General features: G+C 64.6%; 11 protein-coding genes. All 11 read right to left on the reverse strand.

Annotated elements, in window-relative coordinates; translation table 11 throughout:
- Nucleotides 1-174 precede the first annotated feature (174 nt).
- Nucleotides 175-1,725, reverse strand: coding sequence for an amidophosphoribosyltransferase (purF, locus tag PQR32_RS35610; RefSeq protein WP_408238607.1), 1,551 nt, complete (start codon nt 1,723-1,725; stop codon nt 175-177).
- A gap of 162 nt (nt 1,726-1,887) precedes the next feature.
- The gene (locus tag PQR32_RS35615) at nt 1,888-2,382 is read right to left on the reverse strand and encodes a CvpA family protein (protein WP_408205347.1); all 495 of its coding nucleotides are present in this window, start codon (nt 2,380-2,382) and stop codon (nt 1,888-1,890) included.
- A 7-nt stretch (nt 2,383-2,389) separates the two neighbouring features.
- Nucleotides 2,390-3,319 (reverse strand): SPOR domain-containing protein, encoded by a 930-nt coding sequence (locus PQR32_RS35620; RefSeq protein WP_408238610.1) that lies wholly within the window; start codon nt 3,317-3,319, stop codon nt 2,390-2,392.
- A gap of 29 nt (nt 3,320-3,348) precedes the next feature.
- Entirely contained in the window at nt 3,349-4,659 is a 1,311-nt protein-coding gene (gene folC, locus PQR32_RS35625; protein ID WP_408238613.1) for a bifunctional tetrahydrofolate synthase/dihydrofolate synthase, read from the reverse strand.
- A 340-nt stretch (nt 4,660-4,999) separates the two neighbouring features.
- Nucleotides 5,000-5,872 carry an acetyl-CoA carboxylase, carboxyltransferase subunit beta gene (accD, locus tag PQR32_RS35630; protein ID WP_012428630.1) on the reverse strand — a complete coding sequence of 291 codons (873 nt, stop codon included), beginning with the start codon at nt 5,870-5,872 and terminating at the stop codon, nt 5,000-5,002.
- An 80-nt stretch (nt 5,873-5,952) separates the two neighbouring features.
- The gene (trpA, locus tag PQR32_RS35635; RefSeq protein ID WP_408238616.1) at nt 5,953-6,765 is read right to left on the reverse strand and encodes a tryptophan synthase subunit alpha; all 813 of its coding nucleotides are present in this window, start codon (nt 6,763-6,765) and stop codon (nt 5,953-5,955) included.
- Nucleotides 6,766-6,815: 50 nt separating this feature from the next.
- Nucleotides 6,816-7,721 (reverse strand): DNA-methyltransferase, encoded by a 906-nt coding sequence (locus PQR32_RS35640; RefSeq protein ID WP_408238619.1) that lies wholly within the window; start codon nt 7,719-7,721, stop codon nt 6,816-6,818.
- An 11-nt stretch (nt 7,722-7,732) separates the two neighbouring features.
- On the reverse strand, nt 7,733-8,926 hold the full coding sequence (gene trpB / locus PQR32_RS35645) for a tryptophan synthase subunit beta (RefSeq protein ID WP_408205353.1): 1,194 nt from the start codon (nt 8,924-8,926) through the stop codon (nt 7,733-7,735).
- A 60-nt stretch (nt 8,927-8,986) separates the two neighbouring features.
- Complete coding sequence (locus PQR32_RS35650; RefSeq protein ID WP_408238622.1) at nt 8,987-9,700, reverse strand: phosphoribosylanthranilate isomerase; 714 nt, start codon at nt 9,698-9,700, stop codon at nt 8,987-8,989.
- On the reverse strand, nt 9,697-10,509 hold the full coding sequence (truA, locus tag PQR32_RS35655) for a tRNA pseudouridine(38-40) synthase TruA (protein WP_408238625.1): 813 nt from the start codon (nt 10,507-10,509) through the stop codon (nt 9,697-9,699). Before truA ends, PQR32_RS35650 begins: the two co-directional genes overlap by 4 nt.
- On the reverse strand, nt 10,506-13,143 hold a 2,638-nt coding region (locus PQR32_RS35660), incomplete at its 5' end, for a motility hub landmark protein FimV (RefSeq protein ID WP_408238628.1). The genes PQR32_RS35660 and truA, both read right to left, overlap by 4 nt.

The following is a 13,143-nucleotide window of genomic DNA, read 5'->3' on the forward strand; positions in this document are numbered from 1 at the left end:
GGGGGAAAGCTGGAGCGGAGGTAGATGAATGCGGCTTCTCCACCATTCGCTTTAGCTGTTTCGGGTTGCCCCGCGTCCGCAAGCTGAGTTCAAATCGACGCAAGCCGTCATGCTAACACGCTCCCGGCGTGGCGTGCAGCGTGCCGCGCCGGGAGCGTGTAACTCAAATCGCGCTCAACCCATCGACAGTTGCAGATGCAGTTGCGAACGGGCCGGGGCGCCGCCGTCGATCGCTTCGCTCGCGGCGTCGCGGTCCGATTGCGAGGACGGTGCGAGACGCGCCCTTTCGATGCGGTCGAGGTACTCGGTGGTCACGTCGCCGGTCACGTAGTTGCCGTCGAAACACGACGCTTCGAATTCCTTCAGCGCCGGGTTGATGTCGCGCACCGCCTGCTTGAGCGCGTCGACGTCCTGATAAACGAGATGGTCCGCGCCGATCATGCGCGCGACTTCGTCGTCCGAGCGGCCGTGGGCGACGAGTTCACCGCGCGTCGGCATGTCGATGCCGTAGACGTTCGGGAACTTCACCGGCGGCGCCGCCGAAGCGAAGATCACCTTGTTCGCGCCGGCATCGCGCGCCATCTGCACGATTTCATGCGACGTGGTGCCCCGCACGATCGAGTCGTCGACGATCAGCACATTCTTGCCCTTGAACTCGATGCCCATGGCATTCAGCTTCTGGCGCACCGACTTCTTGCGCACGGCTTGGCCCGGCATGATGAAGGTACGGCCGACGTATCGGTTCTTGAAGAAACCTTCGCGGTATTCCACGCCCAGCTTCTTCGCGACCTGCATCGCGGCCGGACGGGACGAATCGGGAATCGGCATCACGACGTCGATCGGAACGTCGGGCAGCTCGCGCTTGATCTTCTCGGCGAGGTAGTCGCCCATGCGCAGACGCACGTTGTAAACCGGCACGCCGTCGAGCACCGAGTCCGGACGCGCGAGATACACGAGTTCAAAAATACAGGGATTCAGGCTCGGGTTCGTGGCGCATTGCTGCGAGTGCAGATTGCCTTCGATGTCGATGAAAATCGCTTCGCCCGGCGCGATATCGCGCACGAACTCGAAGCCGATACCTTCGATCGCCACCGACTCCGACGCCAGGATCCACTCGACGCCTTCGGCCGTTTCCTGCTTGCCGAGGCACAGCGGACGGATGCCGAACGGGTCACGGAAGCCCAGCAGGCCATAACCGGCGATCAGCGACACGATCGCGTACGACCCGCGCACCCGCCGATGCACGCCCGACACGGCCTTGAACAGCGCGGCCGGATCGAGTTGCAGGCCCGAGCTGGAAAGCTGCAATTCGTGCGCGAGCACGTTGAGCATGACTTCGGTGTCGGAATTGGTATTGATGTGGCGGCGATCGATGCGGAACATCTCATCTTTCAGCTGCTGCCAGTTGGTCAGATTGCCGTTGTGCGCGAGGATGATGCCGAACGGCGCGTTCACGTAGAACGGCTGGGCTTCTTCTTCGCTCGACGCGGAACCAGCGGTCGGGTAACGGACCTGGCCGATGCCGGTCGTGCCGGGCAGGCTGCGCATGTTGCGCGTGCGGAACACGTCGCGCACCATGCCGTTGGCCTTGTGCATGTGGAAGTTGCTGCCGTTCGCTGTCGCGATGCCGGCGGCGTCCTGACCGCGGTGCTGCAGGAGCAGCAGGCTGTCATAGATCAGCTGATTGACCGGAGAGTGGGAAACTACGCCTACGATGCCGCACATGGCATGTCCTTCAAAGGTACGAAATTCGTCATGGCGGCCGCTGCCTGCGATGGCGTCCCGAAGGACTTCCTTCGGGGCGTTCTCAAAGCTACGCGACCGAACGTAAAGGCAGCCGGTTTGCGCCGGAGTCCTGCTGCATTTCCCTATCCACTCGCCTGATCGTCACACTCGGACGTAAGCAGCAAGCGTCTCGGGAAGCAGCGGTTTCATTACGTGCACGCCCTCGACCGCATAGGGCCGAAGCAAGGCGTTGCGCCAGAATTCCTGTTGGGGCAGTTCGGTCAAGCCAGCCAGGGCGACCAGAATCAGCACCAGAATGACCCCGCGCACGAGGCCGAACATCAAACCGAGCGAGCGGTCCACGCCGCTCAAGCCGGTTGCCTGCACGATGCGGCTCAAAAGGGCGTTCAGCACGCTCGCCACCAGCACCACACCGACCACCACCAGCGCAAAGGCCAGTAGCCACTGGGTCAACGCGCCGCCCGGCCAATTGGACGGGATGAACGGCACGACGTAACCGACAAAGCGGCAAGCAATGAAAAACGCCGCAATCCAGCCGATCAGCCCGAATATCTCCGACAAAAACCCGCGCCATGTTCCGCGCAGCGCCGACAAACCGATCACCGCCATTACAGCGTAGTCGAAGGCAGTGAACATCGCTGGCTTACTGTGCAGCGCCGCTGTTCGCGCCCGACGTCAAGCCGACCTCGCGAACCTTTGCGATGGCGGCACTCGCCGCTGCACGGTCGGCGAACGGGCCTGCACGCAGCAACGTGAGCGTGGAGCCGTCAGCCTGCTTTCGATGTTCGGTATATGCGGGCACACCCGCCGCTTTCAACTTGGCGGCCCAATTGCGCGCGTTGGCGTCGTTCGCGAAGGCGCCGAGTTGCACGGCGAAACGGCTGCCCGGCGGCGATGCCGGCGTGCCGGAATTCGCGTCCGCGCTGGCGGCCGTGTTCGTGTCTTCTGAGCTTGGGGCTTGAGCAGCCGGTGCGGGAGCGGTCGCGGCGTTATGCGTGACCGGCGGTTTCGCGGCCGGCTTGGCAGACGTTGCGGGCGCCGCCGGCGTAGTGTTGGCCGCCACGGACGGCGCTTGCGGTTTCGCCGCCGGCTTGGCGGCGGACGCCGCTGCGTTCGTCTCCGCGCTCGATTGCTTCGCGGCGCCAGACTGGCCTTGCTTGGCTGCCGTTGCCGGCGCAAGACCGGATGCGGCGAGTGCCGCGTCTGGCGTTGCAGGATTATCCGGTGCTACGCCGGCCTGCGTGTCTTCCTGGGCTTTAGCGAGCTTCGGCGCGGGACGGCTTGGAATGTCGATGGAGATGTCGTCTGTAACCGGCTTGGGGTGCGAGTCCAGCACCATCGGCAGGATGACGACCGCCGCCACGACCATCGCGATGGCGCCGACGAGGCGGCGACGCGCACGCTGCTTTTCCGGCAACGTAGGGTCGAGCAGCATCGCATCGGCGTCGACGGTGCGCTCCGTGCGGCGGGTTCGCCGCTCCACGCGCTCGCCACGGGCGGCCCGGGTGGAACTGGTATTTGCGCCGCGCCGGGTGGGCGCGTCGTCTTTCTTGCCGAACGAGAAAATTCCCATGAATCGCTTGGTTCGAGCCTGGCGCCCGTTCAGTGTTGCTGCGATTTACGGTAGGCCATCACGCCTGCTACCGTATAGAAACTGCCGAAAACCACGATTCTATCATTCTCTGACGCTCGTTTTAGCGCGTCTTGGAAAGCCTCTGCCGGTGTGGCGTAGCGCGTCACACTGCTGTCGGCGCCCTCGTCGACGCCCTGCTCGCGCAAGGCCGCTTCGAGTTCTTCCGCTGACGCCGCTCGCGGCGTCGGCAAATCCGTCACGCACCAGTGATCGATTTCGCCTTTCAGGTGCGTCAGCACGCCGGCAATGTCCTTGTCGCGCATCGCGCCGAACACCGCGTACGTGTAGGGGAAGAAGCCCATGTTGCCGAGATTTTGCGACAGCACCGCGGCGGCGTGCGGATTGTGGCCGACATCCAGCACGATGGCCGGCTTGCCCGGCAGCACCTGGAAGCGCCCCGGCAGTTCCACGTTGGCGAGGCCGAGGCGGATGTCCTGCGCCGACACCGGCAAACGGTCACGCAGCGCCTCCAGGCCGGCGAGCGCCGCCGACGTGTTGATCAACTGATTCGCGCCGCGCAGCGCCGGATAGGCGAGCGCCGAGCGCCGCATGGTCGGACCGACGTAGCTCCATTGCTGGCGCTCGCTTCCGGCTTGGCCTTCATAGCGGAAATCGCGGCCGAACAGCCACAATTCGGCGCCGATTTTTTCCGCGTAATCGATCAGCGATTGCGGCGGCACCGGGTCCGCGCAGATCGCCGGCTTGCCCGGACGGAAAATGCCGGCCTTTTCGAAGGCGATTTTCTCGCGCGTGTCGCCGAGATACTCGGTGTGGTCGATATCGATGCTGGTGATGATCGCGCAATCCGTATCGAGGATATTGACCGCGTCAAGGCGGCCGCCCAGGCCGACTTCGAAAATCACCGCGTCCAGTCCGCGCGAAGCGAACAGGCTCATGATCGCCAGCGTCGTGAATTCGAAGTAGGTCAGCGTGACCGGTTCGGCGAGGCTCAGGCGCGCGGCTTCGACGGCTTCGAAATGCGGCAGCAGGTCCGCATCGCTCGCCATTTCGCCGTTCACCCGCGCGCGCTCGTTGAACGACAGCAAATGCGGTGAGGTATGACAGCCGACCGTGAACCCAGCGCGCAGCAGAATGGATTCGAGGATCGCGCACGTGGAACCCTTGCCGTTCGTCCCGCCGACCGTGATGACCGGACACGCGAACGACAACTGCATCGCGTCGCGCACCTGACTGATGCGGGCCAGGCCCATGTCGATGCCGACCGGATGCGCGGATTCAAGGTGCGTGAGCCACGCGTCGAGGGTGGGGAATGTGGTCATCGGGTGAATCGCGAGTGAATCGATTAGGCAGTGTTGCGAATGGGCGCGGGGCGAGGCGGTCGGCTGCGGCTGCGGCTGCGGCTGCGGCTGCGGCTGCGGCTGCGGCTGCGGCTGCGGCTGCGGCTGCGGCCAGAGCCTAGTCCGGCGGGCACTTTATGCGCGCAAACCGCACCCGCCCTCGCTGGCCACCGTCAGCAACCGGCGCTGCGTTGCGAGACCGTGATTATCCCGGAAATGACAGCGCGCCGCTTGATCACTCACGCGGCGCGCTATTTTTTGCTGCTTTTCTAACGGCCGCCGCGCTTAAGAAAGCTCGACGACGGTTCACCGTAGTGCCTGCTTACGCTACTGCGTCAGCCGGTTGGTGGCTCAGCAGCGCCATCAATTGCGCGAGTTCTTCACGCAGCTTGCGACGGTCGACGATCATGTCGATCGCGCCCTTCGTTAGCAGGAACTCGGCGCGCTGGAAGCCTTCCGGCAGTTTCTCGCGCACGGTTTGTTCGATCACGCGCGGACCGGCAAAACCGATCAGCGCCTTCGGCTCCGCGATCACCACGTCGCCGAGGAACGCGAAACTGGCTGACACGCCGCCCATTGTCGGGTCGGTCAGCACGGAGATGAACGGCAGCTTGGCTTCGGCGAGCTTGGTCAGCATGGCCGTGGTCTTGGCCATTTGCATTAGCGACAGCAGGCTTTCCTGCATCCGCGCGCCGCCCGAAGCGGTAAAGCAGATGAACGGCACTTTCTGTTCGAGCGCGTTCTGCGCGCCGCGCGCGAAGCGCTCGCCGACCACCGAACCCATCGAGCCGCCCATGAACGAGAATTCGAAGCACGCCACCACCACCGGCAGCGTATGGATCGCGCCGCCCATGACGACCATTGCGTCGGTTTCGTCGGTGTCGTCCATCGCCTCTTTCAGGCGGTCCGGGTACTTGCGGCTGTCTTTGAACTTGAGTGCGTCGACCGGGACGATTTCCTGGCCGATTTCGTAGCGCCCTTCCGGATCGAGCAGGCCGTCGAGCCGCTCACGCGCGCCGATGCGCATGTGATGGTCGCACTTCGGGCAAACGTGCAGATTGGCCTCGACGTCGTTGCGGTACAGCACGGCTTCGCACGACGGGCACTTGATCCACAGGCCCTCCGGAATCCCCTTGCGGTTCTTCGGGTCGGTTTGTTTGATTTTCGGCGGCAGCAGTTTGTCGAGCCAGCTCATATTGAATCCTTCTCGGGTCTACGATCGCGCAAACGGCGGGACAAGCCCGCCGCTCACACTACAGAAGACAAAAATAACTGTTATCGGGCAGTCGCAACGCTATCCAGCGCCTCGCGCACTTCAGCGACGAAACGCGTGAGCGTCTCGGCAGCGGCTTCAGGCGCCGCCTGTTCGAGCAATTGCACGATACGGCTGCCGATCACGACGGCATCGGACACTTCGGCTACCGAACGCGCGGTTTGAGCGTCGCGGATACCGAAACCGACGCCCACCGGCAGCGGGACGCGCGACTTGATGGCCGGGATTTTACTCGCGATGCTGGAAACGTCCAGATTTGCCGCTCCGGTCACGCCTTTCAACGACACATAGTAGACGTAGCCGCTGGCTATTTTGCCGACTTCTGCGATGCGCTCATCGGTCGACGTGGGCGCGAGCAGAAAAATCGGATCGATACCGGCAGATCGCATCTGTTCGGCGAAGTTAGCGCACTCTTCCGGCGGATAATCGACAACCAGCACACCATCTACGCCGGCCTCTTTCGCCGCCTTCGCAAAGGCTTCGGTACCCATGCGTTCGATCGGATTAGCGTAGCCCATCAGCACGACGGGCGTGGTGTCGTTGGTTTCGCGGAAGCGCTTCACGTCAGCGATCACGTGGCGCAGCGACACACCATGCGCCAACGCGCGTTCCGACGACTGCTGGATCACCGGACCGTCGGCCATCGGGTCGGAAAACGGCACGCCGAGTTCGATCACATCTGCGCCGCCGGCGGCGAGCGCATGCATGAATTCGACCGTGCGCGCGGGATCCGGGTCGCCGGCCGTCATAAACGGAATCAGGCCTTTCTTACCTTGGGCGGACAGCGCAGCAAACGTGTTCTTGATACGGGACATGGAATATTCTCGGATTTGGGTTACTGCGCAGCGTGCTCATTGCACGTCGCTCATTGCACTTCGGTCTGCCGTTGAGTTTTGGCTTTGACCCGACGCGCTACGGGCGGAGCGGCAGCCGCGCTGACGCGTTCACGCGCGATCGCGCAGTAACTTTCATTGATCTCATAGCCGACGAATTCGCGCTGCTGACGGGCGCAGGCGACTGCGGTGGTGCCGCTGCCCATGAAAGGGTCGAGCACGCGGCCGCCTTTCGGACAACTTGCCAGCACCATCCGCTCGACAATTTCCAGAGGCTTCTGGGTAGGATGCGCGACGCGCTCGGCATGTTGCCGATGCAGCCGCGACACCGACCAGACATCCTTTGGATTATAGCCAACCTCGAGCCACTTACTGCCTTCGAACAATTTACGCGAACGCGCCTTCTTCGTGGCGGCATCGTACGGGATGCGGACGGGATCGAGATCGAAGAAGTAATCCTTCGACACCGCGAAAAAGCCGATGTTGTCGTGCACCGAAGTAAACCGGCGCACCGTTCCGCCCATGCTCGGCACACGCCGGTCCCAGATGATTTCGTTGATCATCGTGAGTTTTGTCTTCAGGAAGCTGAAGATTTCCGGCGCGTACTGCCAGGTGCAGAAAATGTAGAGCGAACCTGACGGCTTGAGCTTCGGAATAGCCAGTTCGAGCCAGCCACGCGTCCAGGCGAGAAAATCTTCGCCTGTCCGCATGTCGGAGTCGTTGCCATAATCCTTGCCGAGCCCGTAAGGCGGATCGCATACGATCAGGTCGATCGACCCGTCGGGAATGTTCGCCACATCGGTCAGAAAATCGCGGTTCAACAGCCGTATGCCGGCAGGCACCTGCGGCAACAGCGATGCAGGCGCTTCGGCCGCCGGCACATTGGCGGCCGGCGTGGTTTCAATTGCCGGCTGCGGCTCGTCGAACTCGTCACGCATCGTCGCGGCGCTCAGAACTGAATGCCCGATCGCTCGGCGACCGTATGCATGTCCTTGTCGCCGCGGCCCGACAAATTGACCAGAAGGTACTTGTCCTTCGGCAACGTCGGCGCGAGTTTCGCGGCATAAGCCAGCGCGTGGCTGGATTCCAGTGCCGGAATGATGCCTTCGATGCGGCAGCAGTCGTGGAACGCCTTGAGCGCCTCTTCGTCGGTGATGCCGACATATTCCGCGCGCTTGCTGTCTTTTAACCACGCATGCTCGGGACCGACGCCCGGATAATCGAGGCCCGCCGACACCGAATGGGTCTCGATGATCTGGCCGTTTTCATCCTGAAGCAGGTACGTGCGGTTACCGTGCAGCACGCCGGGGCTTCCGCCAATCAGCGAGGCTGCGTGCCGGCCGGACTCGATGCCATCGCCGGCAGCTTCGACGCCGATCAGCTTCACCGAAGTGTCGTCAATGTACGGGTAAAAGATGCCCATCGCGTTCGAACCACCGCCAACGCATGCAATCACAGCGTCGGGCTGACGGCCGACCAGCTCGGGCATCTGCACCTTGCACTCGTCGCCGATCACGCGCTGGAAGTCGCGCACCATCATCGGATACGGATGCGGTCCCGCCACCGTGCCGATGATGTAGAACGTGTTTTCGACGTTGGTGACCCAGTCGCGCATGGCTTCGTTCAACGCGTCCTTCAAGGTCCGCGAGCCAGATTCGACCGGCACGACAGTCGCGCCGAGCAGCTTCATGCGGTACACGTTGGCAGCCTGGCGGCGCACGTCTTCCGCGCCCATGTAGACCACACACTCCATGCCGAAACGCGCGGCGATGGTCGCCGTTGCCACGCCGTGCTGACCGGCGCCGGTTTCCGCGATCACGCGCGGTTTGCCCATGCGCTTGGCAAGCAGCGCCTGCCCGATCACGTTGTTGACCTTGTGCGCACCGGTGTGATTCAGGTCTTCGCGCTTAAGGAAAATCTGCGCGCCGCCGAGCATTTCGCTCCAACGCTGTGCGTGATAAATCGGCGACGGACGGCCGACGAAATACTTCAATTCGCGCTCGTATTCAGCAACGAATTCCGGGTCTTTCTTATATTTTTCGTATGCCGCACGCAGCTCGTCGAGTGCGTGGACCAGCGTTTCAGCGACGAACACGCCGCCAAACTGGCCGAAATGGCCTCTTTCGTCAGGCAAGTTATACATGGTGATCACTCTTCTCAGTGTGGCGCGCGGTTCTCGTGCGAGACAACCGCCGCGCCGGAATCATTCGGCGTCCGCTGCGCGCACCGCGCGTACGAACGCCGCCATCCGGGCGTGATCTTTCACGCCCTTGGCGCCCGGCGTTTCGATGCCGCTCGAGACATCGACCGCGTACGGGCGCACGCGATGGATCGCATCACTGACGTTTTGCGCGTTCAACCCACCACTCAAAACGGCCCGACGCGCGAGCTCTGCTGGAATAAGTGACCAATCGAAGACCTTCCCGCCGCCGCCGTATCCTTCGACATGGGTGTCGAACAGAAGGCCGCTGGCTGCTGAATAGCTAAGCGCCGATTTTACCAAATCGGCGGGCTGAGTATCCGCCGCAACGCGCAACGCGCGCAACCAAGGCAAACCCGCAACGCCGGCAAGCGATTCGCACTGTTCCGGCGTTTCATCGCCGTGAAACTGCAGCAGCGTGAGTCCCACGTTGCTCACGACCTCGCGGATCCAGTCCGGCGTGGCGTTGACGAACAAGCCGACTACTGAGACGAACGGCGGCACGTCGTGCACCAGCTCGACCGCCTGCGCGACGCTGACCGAGCGCGGACTCGGCGGGTAGAACACGAGGCCGATCGCGTCGGCGCCGAGGTCGATAGCATGGGCTACGTCTTCCGGCTTCGACAGGCCGCACAGTTTGATGCGCGTGCGATGCGGCACGGCCGGCTGCTGCGCGTCGGCATGGGATTCGTTCGCGAGGGTTTCGGTTGCTTTCATATTTCGGCTTGCTCGGTCCATACGGTACTCCACGGCACGCTGCCCGTCTGCGGCGCGGGCACGGCGAATTGCTCAGGATAGCCCACCTGCGCCAGATATAAGCCGTCGGGCATGAAGGTCGGCGCGGCGACATCGCGATCGCGGCTCGCGAGCACCTCGGCCATCCATTCGGCCGGGCGACGGCCACGGCCAATGTAGACGAGACAGCCCATCAGGTTGCGCACCATGTGGTGCAGGAACGCGTTCGCCCGAAAACGGAAATGGATGAAGTCGCCCTGCTGCCGCACGTCGATCTGATACAGATGCTTGACCGGCGTTTTCGCCTGACATTGCGACGAACGGAAAGCCGAAAAATCGTGCTCGCCGATCAGGTGAGCCGCGGCCGTCCGCATCGCGTCGACGTCGAGCGTTGCGTGCACCCAGCCGGCCCGCGTCGCCAGCATCGGCGAGCGCACCGGATGGACGTACAGCACGTAGTAATAGGTCCGCTCGAACGCCGAGAACCGCGCGTGGAACTCGTCGGGCATCGGCTTGGCCCACTGGATCGAGATCGTCTTCGGCAGGAACGAATTGGTGCCGCGAACCCAGGACACGTCGGCGCGATCGAGTTCGGTGTCGAAATGCACGACCTGGCCGAGACCATGCACCCCTGTATCCGTGCGGCCCGCGACGACGGTTTGCACCGGCGTCTGCGCGAACTCGCGCAGCGCCCGTTCGAGCTCGTCCTGCACGGTGTTGCGGTGCAGTTGCGACTGCCAACCGCAGAATGCCGAACCGTCGTACTGGACGCCTAGAGCAATACGCTTCACGACAACGGGGCGAGCGTCGAGAGCAACGCGCGGGCCTCGGTGCGCGTACCCGGATCGTTCGTCTCGATCACTTCGTTGATGAGCGCGCGCGCGCCGGACAGATCGCCGAGCTCGATGTACTCGGCCGCCAGTTCGAGCTTGTTGCGAGCGATGCGGCCGAGATCGTTCTGCGTGAACGCCGGCAACGGCTGGGCCGGACTCGGCGGCAACTCGAGGTCGAAATCGAGCTTCAACGCGCCGAAGCCGGATGCGCCGAGGCCCGCACCTAAACCCGCACCCAAGCCCGCGACGGCCGCGTGGCCCGCGGTGCCGGCGGTGATTTCGTCGGCGATATACGGCGCGTCGTCGTCCGGGTGGGGCAACGGCGCGGCATGTTTCGCCATGAATTCCGGCGATGCCACCGGCTGGGTCGACAGCGAGGCGGGCGCTTGCAGGGCATCCGCGGACGACTCGACGCGTGGGGGCAACGGCATGTCGAGGCTGCCGAACGCATCGACGGCTTCCCGCGGGAATTCGGTCGGCACGGCTGCGGGGGCTGACTGGGGTTGCGCTAGCGGTTCTTCGGGCTCGAGCGTCGGTGCGGCATCGGACGGTGCCGTCTGGGCCGGGTGATGCGGCTCATACGATGACTGGCTGTGCGCTTGCTGGGTCTCACCCGCCAACGGCGCGGCCGGCACCGCTGGGTCGCTGTACGGCTGGCCGAACGCCGTAGGCGCGTGCGGCTCGAGGTGCGGCCGGGTTAGATCGACCGGCAGCGGCGAATTCAGATGATGCTGCAGCTCGGTCGAGGGCTCCTGCGGTACGGCCGGCGCGTCGTCCCATTGCCGACGATGAGCGGGGTCCTCGTGGAGGAAGGCTTTGTCGACGGGTTCGAGCGGCGCCAACGGCAACGCCTCAGCGCCGAGTTCCGCAGCGGCGGCAAGGCTCGCGGCCGTGGTCGCGCTGTCGAAGTCGTCGTGATGCGGTGCCGGAAGAGGCTCGGGAATGAAACCGCTCTGACCGGACGGAGCGATGTTCGGATTCAATTGCACGGGTTCGACGGACGCGGGTGTTGCGTCACGCTCTTGCCCGATGTGCTGGGGCGCGTTGGAGTCTTGGGAGGGGAAGGTTGCGTGGGCTGCGGTTTGTTGTTCTACCGCACGTTCTGCGGTTGCGCGTTCCGCCGCTGCGCGTTCTGCCGCTACTTGCTCGGCTGCCGCGCGTTCCGCCGCTGCGCGCTCAACCTCTGCTTGCTCCGCTGCCGTGCGTTCCGCCGCTGCGCGCTCAACCTCTGCATGCTCCGCTGCCGCGCGTTCCGCCGCCGCACGCTCAACCTCTGCTTGCTCCGCCGCCGCATGTTCCGCCGCAGCACGCTCCGCCGCAGCCTGTTCTTCGGCTACACGTTCCGCCGCTGCTTTCTCCGCCGCCTCCCGCGTAGCCGCCTGACGAATCTCCGCGTCGCGCTCCGCAGCCACACGCTCCGCCATTTCACGCGCCGCCGCGTCACCTTCCGCAGCTTCACGTTCCGCAGCCGCCATCGCCGCCGCATTTCCCACGGCCGCATCATCGCCGGCGCCCGACGCTTCGCGCACCGGAACCTGCTCGTGCGTCGAAACGGCGTCCTGCGGGCCCTTTGCCCGCGCGGACGCTTCCGCGTCGCCATTCGCCGACGCAGCTTCCGCCGCCACACGTTCGCGCTTACGCCGGCCCATGCGCAGCGCCGCCAGCAGCACGACCAGCGCCGCGCCAACCGCCGCCGCCACGCTCAACTCCGTCTGCGACATGCCGACATCATTCGACGTCGACGCCACCGGCGTAGCGCCATGACTCGGCACAGCTGCCGTTGAGGACACGCCAACCGCCGGCTGTGCGGCATTGGTCGACGCGGTCCCCGAAGCGGGCGGCGTCCCGCCGATGCCATGCTTCTGCAACTCCATCAGCACGCGATTTTTCAGCGCGAGCAATTGCTGCAAGCTCGACACCTGCGCACGAGGTTGCGATGCCGGCTGCGCGGCGGTCGTCGCCGGCGTCGTTCCAGCACCGGCCGCCGATGCGCCTTCAGCCTCGCTAGCCGAGGGTTGAATCGAACCGGTCCACTCATGAGCGCCACTGGCCGGCAACGCCGCCGCCTGCGATCCCGTGACCGGCGCCGATGAAGCCGCGCCACCCGGCGTCGCTGAGCTTGCCTCAGTGGCCGCACTGGCCGTCGCCGACACAGCAGGGGTGGCCGGCGTCGTCGCGCGCGCCGCGGCGCTTGCTGCGCTTGCCGCCGCCGCATTGACTTGCGCTGCGGCGCTCGCCGCGTCGGTCGCCGGCGCCGCATTCGGCGCCGAAGCAGGCGCAGCCGCGGAAGCCGCCACCGCAATCCCCGCCGCCGACGCAGCCAGCGCACCCGACGCATCCAGCACCGGCACCGTCAGCACCGCGCCCAGCCGCAACCGGCTCGGGTCGTGGCTCATGAAGGCATTCGGGTTCGCATCGAACAAGGCGCGCGACGCACGTGCGAGCGTCGCCTTGTCGTGCGACTGCGTGACGGCAATCGCCACGTCGTTCAGCGACTGCCCGGGCCGCACCGTAACTTGACCACCGTTCGCGTACGAAACGGAGGCGGCGTGGGGGCCCCCCCCCGCCCCCCCCCGCCCCCCGGCCCCCCCG

It is taken from the genome of Paraburkholderia dipogonis, assembly GCF_046027395.1.
GTDB classification, from domain to species: Bacteria; Pseudomonadota; Gammaproteobacteria; order Burkholderiales; family Burkholderiaceae; genus Paraburkholderia; species Paraburkholderia dipogonis_A.

Bases quoted from the DNA above. Each gene is read 5' to 3' on its own strand.
- PQR32_RS35640 (WP_408238619.1), bottom strand. From the start codon at position 7,721: ATGCGTGACGAGTTCGACGAGCCGCAGCCGGCAATTGAAACCACGCCG.
- accD (WP_012428630.1), bottom strand. From the start codon at position 5,872: ATGAGCTGGCTCGACAAACTGCTGCCGCCGAAAATCAAACAAACCGAC.
- trpB (WP_408205353.1), bottom strand. From the start codon at position 8,926: ATGTATAACTTGCCTGACGAAAGAGGCCATTTCGGCCAGTTTGGCGGC.
- purF (WP_408238607.1), bottom strand. From the start codon at position 1,725: ATGTGCGGCATCGTAGGCGTAGTTTCCCACTCTCCGGTCAATCAGCTG.
- folC (WP_408238613.1), bottom strand. From the start codon at position 4,659: ATGACCACATTCCCCACCCTCGACGCGTGGCTCACGCACCTTGAATCC.
- trpA (WP_408238616.1), bottom strand. From the start codon at position 6,765: ATGTCCCGTATCAAGAACACGTTTGCTGCGCTGTCCGCCCAAGGTAAG.
- PQR32_RS35620 (WP_408238610.1), bottom strand. From the start codon at position 3,319: ATGGGAATTTTCTCGTTCGGCAAGAAAGACGACGCGCCCACCCGGCGC.
- PQR32_RS35615 (WP_408205347.1), bottom strand. From the start codon at position 2,382: ATGTTCACTGCCTTCGACTACGCTGTAATGGCGGTGATCGGTTTGTCG.
- PQR32_RS35650 (WP_408238622.1), bottom strand. From the start codon at position 9,700: ATGAAAGCAACCGAAACCCTCGCGAACGAATCCCATGCCGACGCGCAG.